Source organism: Tateyamaria sp. ANG-S1, assembly GCF_000814025.1.
Taxonomy (GTDB): Bacteria; Pseudomonadota; Alphaproteobacteria; order Rhodobacterales; family Rhodobacteraceae; genus Tateyamaria.
In genome coordinates this window covers 737,115-754,669 of the sequence record NZ_JWLL01000005.1, presented here as the reverse complement: position 1 = coordinate 754,669, position 17,555 = coordinate 737,115, and the positions used below count along the sequence as shown (strand labels likewise).

General features: G+C 63.4%; 15 protein-coding genes. 9 read left to right on the top strand and 6 right to left on the bottom strand.

The genetic code is table 11. The features are described from left to right. Positions 1 to 4 precede the first annotated feature (4 nt). Together RA29_RS10995 and RA29_RS10990 are read left to right on the top strand one after the other, a co-directional pair. On the top strand, positions 5 to 874 hold the full coding sequence (locus RA29_RS10995; protein ID WP_039685718.1) for an inositol monophosphatase: 870 nt from the start codon (positions 5 to 7) through the stop codon (positions 872 to 874). After that, the gene (locus RA29_RS10990; RefSeq protein ID WP_039685716.1) at positions 871 to 1,410 is read left to right on the top strand and encodes a gamma-glutamylcyclotransferase family protein; all 540 of its coding nucleotides are present in this window, start codon (positions 871 to 873) and stop codon (positions 1,408 to 1,410) included. Before RA29_RS10995 ends, RA29_RS10990 begins: the two co-directional genes overlap by 4 nt. Here the strand turns inward: RA29_RS10990 and RA29_RS10985 are convergent. Both RA29_RS10985 and gltX read right to left on the bottom strand, forming a co-directional pair. Beyond that, a complete protein-coding gene (locus RA29_RS10985) occupies positions 1,390 to 2,781 on the bottom strand; it encodes an MATE family efflux transporter (RefSeq protein ID WP_039685714.1) in 1,392 nt (463 codons plus the stop codon). The genes RA29_RS10990 and RA29_RS10985 overlap by 21 nt on opposite strands. A gap of 72 nt (positions 2,782 to 2,853) precedes the next feature. Beyond that, complete coding sequence (gltX, locus tag RA29_RS10980; protein WP_039685712.1) at positions 2,854 to 4,179, bottom strand: glutamate--tRNA ligase; 1,326 nt, start codon at positions 4,177 to 4,179, stop codon at positions 2,854 to 2,856. 170 nt (positions 4,180 to 4,349) lie between these two features. On the opposite strand from gltX, the gene RA29_RS10975 reads away from it, so the two are divergent. Next, positions 4,350 to 5,282 (top strand): MBL fold metallo-hydrolase, encoded by a 933-nt coding sequence (locus RA29_RS10975; protein WP_039685710.1) that lies wholly within the window; start codon positions 4,350 to 4,352, stop codon positions 5,280 to 5,282. Positions 5,283 to 5,358: 76 nt separating this feature from the next. On the opposite strand, the gene RA29_RS21900 is transcribed toward RA29_RS10975, so the two are convergent. Next, entirely contained in the window at positions 5,359 to 6,390 is a 1,032-nt protein-coding gene (locus RA29_RS21900; RefSeq protein WP_052249599.1) for a Hint domain-containing protein, read from the bottom strand. A 102-nt stretch (positions 6,391 to 6,492) separates the two neighbouring features. Next, complete coding sequence (locus RA29_RS10965) at positions 6,493 to 8,151, bottom strand: NAD+ synthase (RefSeq protein WP_039685708.1); 1,659 nt, start codon at positions 8,149 to 8,151, stop codon at positions 6,493 to 6,495. A 271-nt stretch (positions 8,152 to 8,422) separates the two neighbouring features. On the opposite strand from RA29_RS10965, the gene RA29_RS10960 reads away from it, so the two are divergent. Genes RA29_RS10960 through RA29_RS10950 form a run of 3 tightly spaced genes read left to right on the top strand, consistent with a single transcriptional unit; the run spans position 8,423 to position 11,249 of the window. Then, positions 8,423 to 9,811, top strand: a complete 1,389-nt coding sequence (locus RA29_RS10960; protein ID WP_039685706.1) for a 2-isopropylmalate synthase — start codon at positions 8,423 to 8,425, stop codon at positions 9,809 to 9,811. Next, positions 9,798 to 10,499, top strand: coding sequence for a hypothetical protein (locus RA29_RS10955; protein ID WP_039685704.1), 702 nt, complete (start codon positions 9,798 to 9,800; stop codon positions 10,497 to 10,499). The genes RA29_RS10960 and RA29_RS10955 overlap by 14 nt, the downstream gene beginning before the upstream one ends. 15 nt (positions 10,500 to 10,514) lie before the next feature. Continuing rightward, positions 10,515 to 11,249, top strand: coding sequence for a class I SAM-dependent methyltransferase (locus tag RA29_RS10950; protein ID WP_039685702.1), 735 nt, complete (start codon positions 10,515 to 10,517; stop codon positions 11,247 to 11,249). 3 nt (positions 11,250 to 11,252) lie between these two features. Here the strand turns inward: RA29_RS10950 and RA29_RS10945 are convergent, their stop codons facing one another. Both RA29_RS10945 and RA29_RS10940 read right to left on the bottom strand, forming a co-directional pair. Beyond that, positions 11,253 to 12,779, bottom strand: coding sequence for a cryptochrome/photolyase family protein (locus tag RA29_RS10945; protein WP_193743514.1), 1,527 nt, complete (start codon positions 12,777 to 12,779; stop codon positions 11,253 to 11,255). Next, positions 12,776 to 13,438 carry an SDR family NAD(P)-dependent oxidoreductase gene (locus RA29_RS10940; protein WP_039685698.1) on the bottom strand — a complete coding sequence of 221 codons (663 nt, stop codon included), beginning with the start codon at positions 13,436 to 13,438 and terminating at the stop codon, positions 12,776 to 12,778. Before RA29_RS10940 ends, RA29_RS10945 begins: the two co-directional genes overlap by 4 nt. Positions 13,439 to 13,719: 281 nt before the next feature. Between RA29_RS10940 and RA29_RS10935 the strand changes: the two genes are divergently transcribed. From RA29_RS10935 to RA29_RS10925, 3 genes are all read left to right on the top strand, one after another. Beyond that, positions 13,720 to 15,276, top strand: a complete 1,557-nt coding sequence (locus RA29_RS10935) for a 2-isopropylmalate synthase (protein WP_039685696.1) — start codon at positions 13,720 to 13,722, stop codon at positions 15,274 to 15,276. A 217-nt stretch (positions 15,277 to 15,493) separates the two neighbouring features. Continuing rightward, positions 15,494 to 16,285: a hypothetical protein gene (locus tag RA29_RS10930; RefSeq protein WP_039685694.1), complete on the top strand. Its 792-nt coding sequence runs from the start codon at positions 15,494 to 15,496 to the stop codon at positions 16,283 to 16,285. 146 nt (positions 16,286 to 16,431) lie between these two features. After that, positions 16,432 to 17,478, top strand: coding sequence for a rod shape-determining protein (locus RA29_RS10925; RefSeq protein WP_039685692.1), 1,047 nt, complete (start codon positions 16,432 to 16,434; stop codon positions 17,476 to 17,478). Positions 17,479 to 17,555 lie beyond the last annotated feature (77 nt).

The window sequence follows — 17,555 nt, the reverse complement described above, 5'->3', positions numbered from 1 at the left end:
TTTTATGACCGATCAATTGCCCATGCCCGTCACCGCCCCCCTGACACAGGCGCAAAAGACCCAGATCATCAACCTGATCCGCCGCGCCGCCCGGGCCGAAATCATGCCCCGCTTCCGCCGCCTCGACGCAGGCGAGATCGACACCAAGCGCGACGAGACGGACCTTGTGACCCAAGCCGATACGGCAGCCGAGGCAATGATCACCCGCGGCCTGCAAATGGCCTTCCCCCACGCCCTCGTGATTGGGGAAGAGGCAGTGTCGGCCAACCCCAAACTGCTCGACGGCGTGGGCGAGGCCGAGCTTGCCTTCATCATCGACCCGGTCGACGGCACCTGGAATTTCGCCAAGAACATGCCCCTCTTCGGAACGATGGTCTCGGTCTGCCGGTTTGGCGTGCCTGTCTTCGGCCTGATCTACGATCCGGTGGGCAACGACCTGATCATGGCCGACAACACCTCGCCTGCCCAATGGCTCACGCAAACCGGGCGCATCCGGCCCATCCACACGGCCAAGACCAAACCGCTGAACCAGCTTGCGGGATACGGCCACATCCGGCTGATGACCCCGGCGGATCAGGCGCTGATGTGGACCAAGGTGGGCGCACTCGCCTTCATCGGCAGCCTGCGCTGCTCGGCCCATGAATACCGGCTGGTCGCCACAGGCGCAGTCGACTTCCTGATCTCCAGCACACTCAACAGCTGGGACCACGCCGCAGGTGTCCTGATTTGCCAGCAGGCAGGCGGCAAGGCGGCGATGCTCGACGGCTCGGACTACAACGCCGCAACCAAAGAAGGCTACCTACTCACCGCCTCCTCGCCAGAGGTCTGGGACACGCTCGCCACCCACTTTGCCGACCTCATGTCCGACGAATGACACCCTGGTTCTTCGGCTACGGCAGCCTCGTCAACCGGGCCACCCACGACTACCCGCAAGCCCAGCGCGCCACGCTCAACGGCTGGCGGCGCGCCTGGGTGCGGACCGAACGGCGCGACGTGGTGTTCCTGTCCGTGCACGAAGCACCGGGGCACAGCATCGACGGCCTGATCGCCTCCGTTCCGCAAGCGGACTGGGCCGCACTCGACCTGCGCGAAACCGGATACAACCGCATCGACGCGACCCGCGCGATCACCCACGACGCCAACGCCACCGACATCGCCGTCTACCAAGTGCCGCCCGAGGCACAGCAACCGGACGGCAATCACCACATCCTGCTCAGCTATCTCGACGTCGTGGTCCAAGGGTTCCTGCGCGAGTTCGGCCAAGCCGGCGCCGAACACTTCTTTGCCACGACGGATGGCTGGGACACGGCCATCCACGACGACCGCGGCGCCCCGCTCTACCCCCGCGCCCAGCGCCTGACGGCCCAGGAACAGGCGCTCACCAACCGCCTACTTGCGCAGGTTCAATAGGGACAACAGCCGCCCCTCCCGGGCAAAGCTGTCCCGGGGAACCTCCCCGCCCTCAGCCGCAATGACGCGCCGGGCCAAGAGCCAGGCAAGCGCGCCAAAGACCACAGCCGACAGCGCCTGACCGATCAAAACGCCCTCCGCCCCATAAAGCTGCCCGCCAACCCACACCAGCGGGATCATGGCGACCGTGTTGCGGCCCCAATTCATCCATGTCGAATAGAACGGATGCCCCAGATTGTTAAACGCAGCATTGGCGACAAACAGCACCCCGTTGAAAAAGAAGAGAAGCGCCAGCGGCCCGCAGAACAGGAACACCAGATCGCGGGTCACGCCGCTCGCATCGAACAGATCCGCAATCGGCCCGCGCAAGATAAACAGCGCCCACGCAATGACAAAGATCACCGACCCCGCAAAGATCAGCGCCGCATCAAACCCCGCCCGCACCCGGTCATAGCGCCCCGCGCCAAAGTTCTGACCCAGTATCGGCCCAACCGCCCCCGACAGGGCAAAGATCACGGCAAAGGCCACCGGCATCAAACGGCCCACGATGGCCATGCCCGCCACGGCCTCCAACCCGTATTGCGCCATGGACCGGGTGACGATGGCCTGCCCAACGGGCGTTGCGAATTGCGTCAGGATGGCGGGAAAGCCGATGGTCACAAGCGGACCCAAATCGCGCAGCATTCCAACCACCTCAGGACGTGGCAGCCCGCCATGATGGCGCAGGATCGGCAGAATGGCCGTGGTCGCAATCGCCACCCGCGCCGCGACCGAGGCCAGCGCCGCACCCGTCAAATCCAGACCCAAACCAAAGATCAGGATGGGATCGAGAACGGCATTCACGCCTCCGCCCCAGATCGTTGCCATCATGGCGCGGCGCGCATCGCCATGGGCGCGCAGAATACCGCTGCCCATCATACCAACAACAAGGAACGGCAGCGACGGGATGATAATGGCCAGATACCCCTCGGCCAGCGCCGCCGTCTCCCCCTCGGCCCCGATCCAACGCACGAAGGTCGGAATATTCCACCATACAAAGGCGGAAAACAGCACACCGAACCCGATGCCATAGGCCAGCCCATGCGAACTGCGCAGCCGCGCCCGATCCGTATCTCCCGCCCCCAGATCACGCGCGACCAAGGCGCCCACGGCAATCGCCATCCCGATGGAAAAGGACGTCGTGAAAAACAGGATCGCGCCAGCATAGCCGATGGCAGCGGCCAACTCCGCCTTGCCCAGCATCGATATGAACACCATGTCGATAAAGTCGACCAGAAACACCGCCATCAACCCGACGGTCGAGGTCAACGACATCACCGTCACATGGCGCAAAAGCGACCCGGAGAGGAACTTCGCCTGCCCCTCAGCCACGGGTCCACCCCTTCCCTGTTTCCAAAAAATCCCCCCCGGAGGGCCGCTGTCCAAAAGCGCCCCCCGCCGGGATCATGCGCGGGCCTTCACAACCTGCAAAAGCGGCATGAGCGAGCCCATATCGGGCCCATGCCGCTGCCCGGTCAGCGCCAGACGCAAGGGCATGAACAAGCCCCGCCCCTTGCGACCGGTTGCGGCCTTCACAGCCCCTGTCCAGGTGCCCCAGGTGTCGGCATCGAACGGCCCCTCGGGAAGCATCGCCATGGCCTCGGTCACGAAGTCCTTGTCGTCGTCCTCGATCACCGGCTCGGCCCCATCCCGGCACAGCGCCCACCAGGTCGCAATGTCAGCGCGGGTGGCAATGTTCTCGCGGATCACCGACCAGAACGCTTCACGCTGATCCGCGGGTACGCCAGCCGAATCCAGATCTGCAGCCACCGCCTCGACAGGCAAGGCCTGCAGGTAGCGGCTGGTGAGCGGATCAATATCCGCCACATCGAACTTGGTCGGCGTCGTGCCAAAACGGCCCACATCGAACCCGTCGATCAAAGCCTCCATATCCATCCGCAACTCCACAGGGTCCGAGGAGCCCAATCGGGCGAGGAGGCTCAGCACAGCCATCGGCTCCACGCCCTTGGCGCGCAGATCGCGCAGGGCCAGCGTGCCCAGACGCTTCGACAACGCTTCACCCTGCGGGCCGGTCAACAGCGAGTGGTGGGCAAAGCGCGGCACGGACCCGCCCAGCGCGTCGATGATCTGGATCTGGGTCGCGGTGTTGGTCACGTGATCCGACCCGCGCACCACATCCGTCACACCCATCTCGGTGTCGTCCACGACAGATGCGAGGGTATAAAGCACCTGACCATCGCCCCGGATCAGCACCGGATCGGACACGCTGGCCGCGTCGATGCTCACATCGCCGATAATCCCGTCGGTCCACTCAATGCGTTCGTGGTCCAGCTTGAACCGCCACACGCCCTGCCCCCGCTCGGCGCGCAGCTCATCGCGCTGCTCTTCGCTGAGACTCAACGCCGCCCGGTCATAAACCGGCGGCTTACCCATGTTCAGCTGCTTCTTGCGCTTCAGGTCCAGCTCGGTCGGCGTCTCGAACGCCTCATAGAATCGACCAATCTCCCGCAGCTTGTCCGCCGCGGCCGCATAGCGATCCAGCCGCTCCGACTGCCGCTCCACCCGGTCCCAGTGCAGGCCCAACCACTCCATGTCCTGCTTGATAGCGTCGACATACTCTTCCTTTGACCGCTCCGGGTCGGTGTCGTCGATGCGCAGGATGAAGGTCCCGCCCGCCTTGCGCGCGATCAGGTAGTTCATCAGCGCCGTGCGCAGGTTGCCGATATGCAGGTAACCGGTGGGCGATGGGGCAAAACGGGTGGTGGTCATGAGCCTCTCCAAAACTTCCGCCTGCCTTGTCACAGGGGCCGTCCCTTGTCCAGTTTCCCAAGCGCGCCCGCTCCGCTCTCGCAAAAATGAACACCTGTGTTTGCACAAGTTCACGTGACTGTGTGCCACGCGCGCTATGTAAGGCGTGACTGACAGGAAGGATAACAGCCATGTCCACATCCCCCAAACTCAACCGCCGCACGGCGCTCATGGGCGCAGCCGCCCTGCCGCTGGCGGCCGCAACGGCGACCCAGACGCGGGCCGCACCCCCCATGCTGGGCGTGTCCCAGGCCCCCTATCGCCGGGTCAAGGTCGGCACGTTTGAGGTCACGACACTGCTCGCAGGCACGCGCGCGGTCGAAGCGCCACAGACAATCTTCGGCCTCAATGTCGATGCCGACACGTTCAACAGCGTCTCGGCAGAAGCTGGCCTGTCCACGGACGCCGCCCAGTTCTTCTTCACCCCCACGCTCGTGAACAACGGTGCCGAACTGGTGCTGTTCGACACTGGCCTCTCGGGCGCAGGCACCGTCGCCGCGATCGAGGCGGCAGGCTACACCGCCGACCAGGTGGACAAGGTGATCATCACGCACATGCACGGTGACCATATCGGCGGCCTCACGGGCGATGACGGCACACCAACCTTCGCCAACGCCGCCTATGTCACCGGGTCCGCCGAATTCGGCGCATGGTCCGGCACCGGCAACGAAAACTTCGACGCCAAAGTCGCGCCTCTGGCCGAACAGTTCACCATGCTCGACGACGGCGGCGCGCCCGCCTCCGGCATCACGGCCATGGCCGCCTTCGGACACACTCCCGGCCACATGGTCTACATGGTCGAGGATGGCGGCACCCAACTGGTGATCGGCGCGGACTTCGCCAACCACTATGTCTGGTCGCTGGCCCACCCCGATTGGGAAGTCCGCTTCGACATGGACAAAGAGGCCGCGGCCACAACACGCAAGCGCCTTCTCGACATGATGGCGACGGACCGGACCGCCTTCATCGGCTACCACATGCCGTGGCCCGGCATCGGCTACGTGGTCAAGAACGGCGAAGGCGGCTACCGCTACGAAGCACACAGCTACCAGCTCATGCTCTGAACAACGAAGGCGGAGGACACCTCCGCCTTACACCAGCCCGCGGGACGATTGCGCAGACAACGGCGCTTGGGCGGCCTCAGGCTGCGTAAAGAAAACTGGGCGGCGGCCGCGTGTCGTCCCCCGCCTTCAGCCCCAGCCACGAACGAACCAACGGCGCATCGCGCCTACGCAACACGCGGCGGGCCATCACATGCATCCGCGTTTTTGGAAACCGCCCACCAAAATCAGCTTCAAAGCGGTCATGGGCAGCCTCCGACATGACGCCACGCATATCATCGCCCAACAGCAGGCTCTCGCTATACAAGCCGCTGGCCGAAATCACCTCGTGCCGTTCAAACAGCAAATGATGATACGTCACGCGCTTGCAATAGCTGCGCTGAATGGCATGCCCATCGACCAGATGGCCCGCAGCCACAAACACCTCCGCCGTGCCAAAATGCGCCTCGCACCTCGCATCACGGATCAGAATGCGATGCTGCGGCGACACAACGACCGGCGCGGTCGCGCCCAAAATCCCCGGCATCACGGTCACGGGTGCGGCCCGCCCGAAACCGGGCACGGTCGACGACGCCACCCACAACACCGGCTCAACAGCACCATCCAGCGTCGGAACCAGATCACCCGGCGCAATGCGCTCAACCGGTGTCACCCCCGCCACCGTTCGAACCAGCGTTCCCGCAGCAAAACACGCATAGCCATAGTCCGGATCCACCCGATCATAATTGTAAAACCCGGGCGATTGCCCGTTCTGAAAATTGTCAAAGTACCACTGTTCCAGATCGAAATTCGGCGACCAGACAACCTGCACCACCTCGCCTTGCGGGTTCGTACCCTCAAAAACCACCGCGCCCTTGTTGCCGGAAAACGGATCGCTTCGAATAACCGTCGCATCCTCCAACGTTGTGCCGCCATTGCCCTCGAATGACAGGGAATAGGCTTCACCGACTTCAAACAGGCGCGGATTGTCATCATCCTCATGCGAGGTGATCACCAGGTCCAACGTAGAGGTTGGCGGATAGTCGAACGTGCTTGTCCCGTTGCCCGAGTTCACATTGTCCCCGGTCGCAACCCCAAACTCATTGTCTTCCGCATAAAAGGTCAGTGTCATCGCGCGGGCATCCTTTTGCCCACAGCAATGCCCGCACCGTCCTTACGCGCTGTTAAGCACGCCCCGAAACGACCGCCCTTTTTAGCAACAATTCAGCGAAAATCAGCTCGGGTCGCGCCACCGGTTCACGATGGGATAGCGCCGGTCCAGCCAGAAGGCCCGCGCGGTCAGGCGTGCACCCGGTGCAGACTGGAACCGCTTGTATTCGCTCAGGTAAATCAACCGCTCCACCTTGCGTGCCACATCCGCATCAAAGCCTGCAGCCACGCAATCCGCAATCGACCCGTCCTGATCCACCAGAATGTCCAGCAGCGCATCCAGCTCGGGATAATCCGGCAGGCTGTCACTGTCCTTCTGATCCTCGCGCAACTCCGCACTCGGCGGCTTGGTGATGATCCGATCCGGAATCACCTCACCGGCATTCCCCATCATCCAGTCGCGATGATTGGCATTGCGCCAGCGGCAGGTCTCGAACACGCGGGTCTTGTAGAGATCCTTGATCGGATTATAGCCGCCCGCCATGTCGCCATAGATCGTGGCATAGCCCACGGCCACCTCGGATTTGTTGCCCGTGGTCAGCAGCATCTCGCCGAACTTGTTGGACAGTGCCATCAGCAACAGCCCCCGAATGCGGCTCTGGATGTTCTCCTCGGTCAGCCCTTCGTTTGTCCCCGCGAACAAGGGGGCAAGGGTCGACGTCACCGCTGCCCGCGTCTCGGCAATCGGCACGTAATCATAGTGACAGCCCAGTGCCGTGGCACACGCCTCGGCATCCTCCAGCGAATGCGGCGACGTGTATTCTGACGGCAGCATGACACAGCGCACATTGTCGGGGCCCAGCGCATCGGCGGCAATGGTCGCCACCAGCGCGGAATCGACACCTCCCGACATGCCAAGCAGCACCTTCTTGAACCCGGTCTTGCCGCAATAGTCGCGCAAGGACGTGACCATGACCCGGTAATCCTGCTCCCATTCGTCGGGATGAACGGCCTTCTCTCCCTCAACCACGCGCCAGCCCTCCAACCCGCGCGCCAGATCGACATGGGACACGATCTCATCAAAAACAGGCAATTGCAGCGCCAGCGCCCCACCGGGGTTCAAGGCAAAGCTGCCCCCGTCAAAGACCTGATCGTCCTGCCCGCCCACCATGTTCAGGTAGATCAGCGGCAGGCCCGTCTCGATCACACGGGCAACCATATGGTTCAACCGGGTCTCGAACTTGCCGCGATAGTAAGGCGATCCATTGGGCACCAACAGAAACTCGGCGCCTGTCTCCTGCAAAGTCTCCGACACCTCCGGGTGCCAGGCATCTTCACAGATCGGGCTGCCAACGCGGGTATTGCCGACGGAATAGGGGCCACCCAAAGGCCCCGCATCAAAGATACGCACCTCGTCAAAGACGGTCTCATTCGGCAGGTTGTGCTTGAGCAACCGGCTCACGACCTTGCCACCGCGACAGATCAGATAGGCGTTGAACAACTCCGCCCCCTCAGTCCAGGGGCAGCCAATGGCCAGCGTCGGCCCGTCGGCACAGTCCTCGGCCAGCGCCTCCACCGCCTTCATCGCAGCGGTGTGAAAGGCGGGCTTCACCACCAGATCCTGCGCATTGTAGCCGGTGATGAACATCTCCGGCAGCGCCACCAGATCGGCGCCCGCGTCGCGGCCCGCCTCCCAAACGGCCTTGGCCTTGGCAGCATTGCCGGGAATGTCACCCACGACAGGGTTCAACTGGCCCAGGGTGATGCGGAATGTGTCGGCCATGACAGGCCCTCCTTCAACGTCCCGCGTGATGTAGCAGAAAGCAGGACGGAGGAAACCCACCCGCGACAACGCGACGACACACCCTTCTTCTGGCCGGAAATACCTCGGGGGAGCCCGGCACGGGCGGGGGCAGAGCCCCCCACACAATGTCGTCGCGACAGCGGCCTTTGGATCACGTCCGCGCCAACCCCATTGCCCCCCGCCGCCCCCTGCCTTACCCTTTCCGCGCCTGCCCCACGGGGGCAAGCCAACGAATCTTGAGAGGTGAGCCATGTCCGTCCGCGGTCTGATCTTCTGCCTATGCCTGTTGCCCGGTGCCGCACTGGCGCAATCGGGCGCCGTGCTGACCAAGCAATATGATGATGGCGGCATCTACGAGGGCACCTTCCGCGGCGGCCTCCAGCACGGGCAGGGCACCTACCGGCTGCCCAACGGCTATGAGTATTCCGGCGAATGGGTCGATGGCGAGATCAAGGGCGAAGGCACCGCGCGCTTCCCCAACGGCTCGGTCTACGAAGGCACGTTCTCCAAAGGCAAGCCTGAGGGCTTCGGCAAGATCACCTTCGCCGATGGCGGCACATATGAGGGCGAATGGCAATCGGGCGCGATCGTGGGCGAAGGGGTGGCGATCTACGCCAACGGCGTCCGCTACGAGGGCCAGTTCCGCAACGCCAAACACCACGGCAAGGGCACCATGCAATCGCCCGGCGGCTACGAATACCGCGGCGACTGGATCGACGGCATCAAGCAGGGGATGGGGGTGATCACCTACCCCGATGGCTCCGTCTATGACGGCCAGATCGAAGCGGGCAAACGCCAGGGCGAGGGCAAGCTGACCACACCCGACGGGCTGGTCTATGTGGGCCTGTGGACGGGCGGCCAGATCGACGGCACCGGCACACTCACCCAACCCAATGGCGACGTCTACGAGGGCGACCTCGTCGCCGGCAAACGCGAGGGTCAGGGGCGCGTCACCTACGCCAATGGCGACGTCTACGAAGGGCAATTCACCGACGACCGCCGCCACGGCCAGGGCACCTTCATCGGCAATGACGGCTACCGCTACATCGGCCAATGGGCCGAGGGCCAGATCGAGGGCACGGGCCGCGTCACCTACCCCGATGGCTCCGTCTACGAAGGAGAATTCGTCGACGACCTGCCCCAAGGTAAAGGCAAGATCACCTATCCCGACGGCGCCGTCTACGAAGGCGAATGGATCGCGGGCGTGATCGAAGGCCAGGGCAAGATCACCTACCCCAACGGCATCACCTACGAGGGCAGCTTCAAGAACGCCCGCAACCACGGCACCGGCGTCATGACCTATGCCGACGGCTACCGCTACGAAGGCAACTGGATCGATGGCAAACGCCAGGGCCAGGGCAAGGCCACCTACCCCGACGGGTCCGTCTACACGGGCACGTTCCAGGACGGCCAGCGCCACGGCACCGGCAAAATCGTGATGGCCAACGGCTTTACCTATGAAGGCGAATGGCGCAACGGTGAAATCAACGGCCAGGGCATCGCCACCTATGCCAGCGGCGACATTTACGAGGGCATGTTCGAGGGCGGCAAACGCCAGGGCACCGGCACAATGCGCTACGCCACGGGCGAGGAAACCACCGGCGAATGGAAAAGCGGAACGCTGAATGAAGACAGCTAGGGCCGTCGCAGCAGCGGCCTGCCTCATCGGCAGCACGGCACAGGCCGAATGGCGCACGGTTGAGGGCTTTTCCGACCCGTTCAACGGCTTCGACACCCGGGCGGCCGTCACCGAAGCCGCCGACGGCACCACCCTGCACCTCTACCGAAACCCCGCCGGACGGGTCTACGCGCTCTTTTCCCTGCCCGATGACAGCGCCGACTTCGCAGGCGAAGGGGCCGTGGCCACCCTCACCCCCCAAGGCTTCAAGACCAAATCCATCGAAGCCCGCGCCGAACGTGGCCGGGTGGTCGAATACGCAATGACCCAAGGGCGCAGCTTGCGCGACCGGCTCTGGCATGGCGAGGGGACGGCCCCCGCCTTCGGCACCCTGCACGACCTGATCGAAGCGCCCGAGGTCACGGCCACATTCACCCTCTCCGATGGCTCCACCCACAGCACCTCGTGGTCGATGGAGGGGGCGGGCACGCCTGTTGCCCACGCGCTCGGCATCACCATCGAAGGGGCTGCCGCAGGCCAGGAATGGGAAGAGGCCGCCGCCCAGGCCCTGCTCGCCGCGATGACGACCTGCCAGTTCCCCAAACTCGATGTGTCTTGCGTGCAAAAGGTCACCGCCTGCTCGGACAAGATCAGCACCGACCGCGACATCGACGGTTTCGACGCCTGCGTCGCTAAAGGCACAGACTGACGGGACAGCCGGAACATGACGGACAAAGACGGCGCCTTCGACACACATGTCGCCAGCACCTACGACGAACGGCACGGCGCGACCGCACCGGACGCCCTGAACGCCACAGTGGACACATTGGCCGCCCTCGCCGACGGCGGCGCGATCCTCGAATTCGCAATCGGCACAGGCCGCATCGCCCTGCCCCTGGCAGCCCGCGGCATCCATGTCGCCGGGATCGAACTGTCGGCAGCCATGGTCGACCAGATGCGCGCGAAACCCGGCGGCGCGGACATCCCCGTGGTCATCGGCGATATGACCCGCGCGGAGGTCCCGGGCCCCTTTGCCCTCGTGGCACTGGTCTTCAACACCATCGACAATCTGACAACACAGGACGCTCAGGTGGCCTGTTTTGAGAACGCCGCCGCCCACCTGCAACCCGGCGGGCGCTTCGTGGTCGAAACCCTGATCCCACCGCTGCAGGACCTGCCGTTCGGCGAATGCAAACGCGCCTTTGCGGCAGACGACGACCACTTCGGCACGGACGTGTTCGACGTCGCGCAGCAGACCTACAACTCACGCCACGTATGGATGACAGACCAGGGCACCGACATGCTAACGGTCCAGTTCCGCTATGCGTGGCCCGCCGAAATGGACCTGATGGCACGGATTGCCGGGCTCACACTCGAACATCGGTGGTCCGATTGGTCCAGATCACCGTTCACCCGAACCAGCCGCAGCCATATCTCCGTCTGGCAGAAACCGGCATAGAGCTTACACCAGCTCACCGGCCGACATCCGCTCCAAGAAAGCCTCGGCCTCTTTCAGCACGGTCTCACGCCGATCTTCATCCATCCGATCCCATGTCCGGTACATGTTGCCCATCCGCGCATTGTTCGAAAACCGGCCCCGATGCCGGTCCAGAAAATGCCAGTACAGCAGGTTGAACGGGCACGCCCCCTCGCCCGTCTTGACGCTCACCTTGTAGTGGCACCCTTTGCAGTAATCCGACATCCGGTTGATGTAAGCGCCCGACGACACATAGGGCTTCGACGCGATCACACCGCCATCCGCAAACAGCGACATACCCACGACATTGGGCGCCTCCACCCATTCAAACGCATCTGCGTAGACAGCCAGGTACCATTCCGACACCTCTGCCGGATCGAGGCCCGCGAGCAGCGCAAAGTTCCCCGTCACCATCAGCCGCTGGATATGGTGGGCATAGGCCTCGGCCCCCGTCTGCTCGACGGCTTTCGAGATACAGCGCATCCGCGTCTCGCCACCCCAGTAGAACTCCGGCAATTTCCGCTGGTGGTTCAACCCATTGCGGCGCGGATAGTCGGGCCCGTGCAGGAAATAGATGCCCCGCACATATTCCCGCCAGCCGATGATCTGCCGAATGAAGCCCTCTGCCGCATTGATCGGGGCATCGCCATCCTTCCACGCCTGCTCCACCGCCTGACACACCTCCAGCGGGTCCAAAAGACCAATGTTGATGTAAAGGCCCACAACCGCGTGATAGAGAAATCGGTTCTCCGCCAGCATCGCATCCTGAAAATCGCCAAACTTGGGTAAGGCATGAGCCACAAAATGCGCTAACGCTTGTCGCGCCTGCCCTTGATCGGTGGCAAACCAGAACGGGCGCAAATCGCCAAAATGGTTGCCAAAGCGGCGCTCCACCAGATCCAGCACCGCCTCGACCGTATCATCCGGCGTAAACTGCATCGGCCCGCCAAAATCCACGTCATCGGGCGCAGGCTTGCGATTATCGTGGTCATAGTTCCACTTGTCGCCCGCAGGCTGGTCGCCCTCCATCATCAGCCCGGTCTTGCGGCGCATATCGCGATAGAAATACTCCATCCGCAGCGCCTTGCGCCCCTCGGCCCAATCCTCGAACTCCTTATGGGAGGCGATAAACCGGTCATCCTCCAACAGCGTGACCTTCAGCGGGCACTCCTCAAGGGCCGCGATCAACCGATACTCCCCGGGCCGTGTCGCAATCACCTCCGACGCCCCCCGCTGCTCGGCCCGGCGCAGCAACTCACCGGTGATCGACTGGCTGTTTTCGGTATCGTCCAGTTCGGAGTAGTCGACGGTCCACCCCTCGTCCCGCAAGCGCGCCGCAAACTTGCGCATAGCAGCGAGGATCAGCGCGATCTTCTTGGGGTGATGGGGCACATAAGACCCCTCATCCGCCACCTCGGCCATCACCACAACATCGCTCGACTTGTCAGCCTCCCGCAAGGCCGCAACGCCGTCCGACAATTGATCCCCCAACACCAAAATCAACCGGCTCACCACGGCACCTCCGCCCCTGAATAGTCAAAGAACTTGCCGGTCTGCTCCGGCCCCACCCCGTCCATGACAGCGATCAACTCAGCAGCCGCCTGCGCGGGTGGCACGGACGGATGCCGCCCGAGATACTTCTCGGTAAACGCCGTCGCCACAGTCCCCGGATGCAACGCCACCACAGCAGCCCGCTTATGCGTCCGCGCCAACTCAATCGACGCCGTCCGCACCACCTGGTTCACCGCGGCCTTGGCGGCGCGATAGGACACCCACCCACCAATCCGGTTGTCCCCAATCGACCCAACACGCGCCGAGAGCACAGCAAACACCCCCGGCGCTTCCCGGTCCAGCAAGCGATGCGCGTGGGACAAAACCAAAGCAGGCCCAACCGCATTCAACGCAAACTGGTCCATCATGGCCGCCGGGTCCAACCCCTTCACCGTCTTCTCCGGCGCAGCCCCATCAATCTCCAACGCCCCCGTCGCCACAACGACCCGGTCATAAGGCCCACGCCCCGCCAAGTGCCACTCGACCGATGCAACATCGGTCACATCAAACCCATCAACAGACCGCGACAGCCGATCCACCTCAGCCCCCCGCGCCTCAAAGACAGCCACCAAAGCCGACCCGATCCCACCAGACGCACCAAGTATCAAAACCTTCTCCATGGACGCAGGAGCTAGCAGTCAAACCCGATCCATCAACTTCATCTTGCCAAATAAACTCGCCCCGCAGGGCCGATCCGCCACCAGAATTCCCCACTTCCCATTTCAAACCCAGCGCGTATAACTACCCGCATGACACACGCCACGCATATCCCTGTCGCACGCCGCACCGGCGCGCTTCTGCGTGGCCTCCTGCTCCTAACCCGCCTCTGAGCGTGCCCAACGGCGCGACCGCTCAGAGGATGCCTCCCGCGCCTGAGGATTAGGACAGAAAAGAGATACCAATGACCCAAGACAAAGTTGTCATCTTCGACACGACCCTCCGCGACGGCGAACAATCCCCCGGCGCCACCATGACCCACGCCGAAAAGCTGGAGATCGCGAACCTGCTCGACGACATGGGCGTCGACATCATCGAGGCGGGCTTTCCCATCGCGTCCGAGGGCGACTTCAACGCCGTCTCCGAAATCGCCAAACAGACCCAAAACGCGGTCATCTGCGGCCTCGCCCGCGCGCAACTGCCCGACATCGACCGCTGCTGGGAAGCGGTGAAACACGCGCAGAAACCGCGCATCCACACCTTCATCGGCACCTCGCCCCTGCACCGCGCCATCCCGAACCTGACACAGGACGAAATGGCCGAGCGGATCGAACAAACGGTCAGCCACGCCCGCAACCTCTGCGACAACGTGCAATGGTCGCCCATGGACGCCACGCGCACCGAGCTTGACTACCTCTACCGGGTCGTCGAAATCGCGATCAAGGCGGGCGCCACGACGATCAACATCCCCGACACCGTCGGCTACACCGCCCCGCGCGAAAGCGCCGACCTGATCCGCAAGCTCATCGAAAACGTGCCCGGTGCGGACACCATCACCTTCTCGACCCACTGCCACAACGACCTGGGCATGGCGACAGCCAACTCGCTGGCGGCCGTGGACGCAGGCGCACGCCAGATCGAATGCACGATCAACGGTCTGGGCGAACGGGCCGGCAACACCGCGCTGGAAGAAGTGGTCATGGCCCTCAAGGTCCGCAACGACATCATGCCCTTCCAGACTGGCATCGATTCAACCAAGATCATGAACATCTCGCGCCGCGTCGCGGCGGTCTCGGGCTTCCCCGTCCAGTTCAACAAGGCCATCGTCGGCAAAAACGCCTTCGCCCACGAATCCGGCATCCACCAGGACGGCATGCTCAAAAACGCCGAAACGTTCGAGATCATGCGCCCCGAAGACGTCGGCCTGTCCGAAACCAACCTCGTCATGGGCAAGCACTCGGGCCGCGCCGCCCTGCGCGACAAGCTCGAACAACTGGGGTTCGAGGTGGGCGACAACCAGCTCAAGGACGTCTTTGTCCGGTTCAAAGCGCTCGCCGACCGTAAAAAGGAAATCTTCGACGACGACCTGATCGCCCTCATGCGCACGTCCTCCGACCCCGAAGACGAACGGCTGAAAGTCGAAAAGCTGGCCGTGCGCTGCGGCACCGAAGGCCCGCAAGTGGCCGATCTGGTGATGACCATCGACGGCACCCAGCACATGACGACGCAAACCGGCGACGGCCCGGTCGATGCGACGTTCAACGCGGTCAAGGCGCTCTTCCCGCACGAGGCGCGCCTGCAACTCTACCAGGTCCACGCGGTGACCGAAGGCACGGACGCGCAAGCCACCGTATCGGTGCGTATGGAAGAAGCCGGGCGCATCGTCACCGGCCAGTCGGCAGACACCGACACGGTCGTCGCCTCGGCCAAGGCCTATGTCCACGCCCTCAACCGCCTGCTGGTGCGGCGGGAAAAGGCAGGCTCGGACCGGCGCGAGGTCAGCTACAAAGACGTCAGCTAAAGTCGGGCGGGCGACACGCCCGCCTGACGAATGCCAACACGATGGAACCGTAGGGTGCGCATTCACTGCGCACCTTTGCGAGGTGTCCCCGCCGCTCCAATCCCCACGCATCCCGCGGATTTCAGCACCGCTGACGCACGCACAGCCATCCTTTCGCCGCAATGGCGAGCTATCCTACGCAACAGCGCAGGTCTCAGCGATGCGAAGGGATGACAAAATGAACACCGGCTTCTTCAAACGCCCCGCCAATAAAAAGCCGATGCCGACGTTTCCCAAACCACCCAAGCCAAAACACATCCCCGACCCCACGCGCGACCACATCCCGGTTGCAGCGCCGGATGCACCCGGCGTTTTCTGCGTCACTGAACGCGGATTCGACGCACCGCACCCGCGGCTCAACGCGCTGCACGAGTTCAAGGCGTTCAACGTCGGGGGCACATGGGATGCCGCGCAAAAAGCCGAAGTAGACCGGGTTGCACCAATCTGGAAGGCGTTCAGAAAAGGGGATGTCACTGCACGCGACCAGCTTCCGCGCAATCTCTACGTCCAGCCTGGCGTGCGCTTGCCGGACCCGATCCCGACCGTCTTCACCGCCGGGCGGAGGGACGCCTTCTATGTGCGCGAGGACATCGCGAACATCTTCCGCCAGCACAATCTGGGCGAAGCCGCCCTTCTGCCCGTCGACATCTACGACGTTGACGGACTGAACACATATGATGCACGCGCCTATCTGCTCGCCCCCGGCACATTCCGTCCGACACTGGACATCCGGACATCGAAACTCAGCAAAAACCGCTATGCGTCATACCCGGAATTCTCTGTCTACCGCGAGAAAGAGACGTGGCACGACCTCACACCACTGACACAGCCCGACGACGGGCTTGCCGTCTGGTGGGACGACAAGATCATCAACTCCGTCTTTTTCAGCGCAGCGCTGGTATCCGACCTCAAGGGAACAGGATTCGAACAGGATGTCATCGTCGGCAGGATTGGCCCGGGACCGCTCTGAACCATCGGCATGACCACCGGACATAAACCGCTGACGCCCCGCGCTGCTCCCAAAACGGCCTTTAATCCACGCCCGCCCATCCCTATAAGTCCCCGGGTTGCACGCGCCCCCGAGTCGGGGCGCCAATAAGCTTTTGGGGCACGTAAATGTCAGTATTCGGAAATCTCGGCGGTCTGTTTTCGTCCGACATGGCGATCGACCTCGGCACCGCCAACACGCTGGTCTACGTCAAGGGGCGCGGCGTGATCCTGTCGGAACCCTCGGTCGTGGCCTACCACGTCAAGGACGGCGTGAAAAAGGTGCTCGCCGTGGGCGAAGACGCCAAGCTGATGCTGGGCCGTACGCCCGGGTCTATCGAGGCCATCCGCCCCATGCGCGAAGGTGTGATCGCCGACTTCGACACCGCCGAAGAGATGATCAAGCACTTCATTCGCAAGGTGCACAAACGCTCGACCTTCTCGAAGCCCAAGATCATCGTCTGCGTCCCCCACGGCGCGACCCCCGTTGAAAAACGCGCGATCCGCCAATCGGTGCTGTCCGCAGGGGCACGCCGCGCGGGCCTGATCGCGGAACCCATCGCCGCCGCCATCGGCGCAGGCATGCCCATCACCGATCCCACCGGCAACATGGTCGTGGACATCGGCGGCGGGACGACCGAAGTGGCCGTGCTGTCGCTCGGCGACATCGTCTACGCCCGCTCCGTCCGCGTCGGCGGCGACCGCATGGACGAGGCGATCATTTCCTACCTGCGCCGCCAGCAGAACCTGCTTGTGGGCGAGACGACGGCAGAGCGGATCAAGACCTCCATCGGCACGGCTCGCATGCCCGACGACGGACGCGGCAGTTCCATGCAAATCCGGGGCCGCGACCTGCTGAACGGCGTGCCGAAAGAGATTGAAGTGACGCAGGCCCAGATCGCAGAAGCACTGGCCGAACCCGTCCAGCAAATCTGCGAGGCGGTGATGACCGCGCTCGAAACCACGCCGCCCGATCTGGCGGCGGACATCGTGGACCGGGGCGTGATGCTCACGGGGGGCGGCGCGCTGCTGGGTGATCTCGATCTGGCGCTGCGCGAACAGACCGGCCTTGCCGTGTCGATTGCTGACGAAAGCTTGAACTGCGTGGCCCTTGGCACCGGCAAGGCGCTGGAATACGAAAAACAACTGCGCCACGCCATCGACTACGACAGCTAAACCGGTGTCGTTAAGACTCTGGTAACCGGCTAAGGGCCTGTTTTGGCGCGATATTCAAAATGTCCCAGCGTGGGACA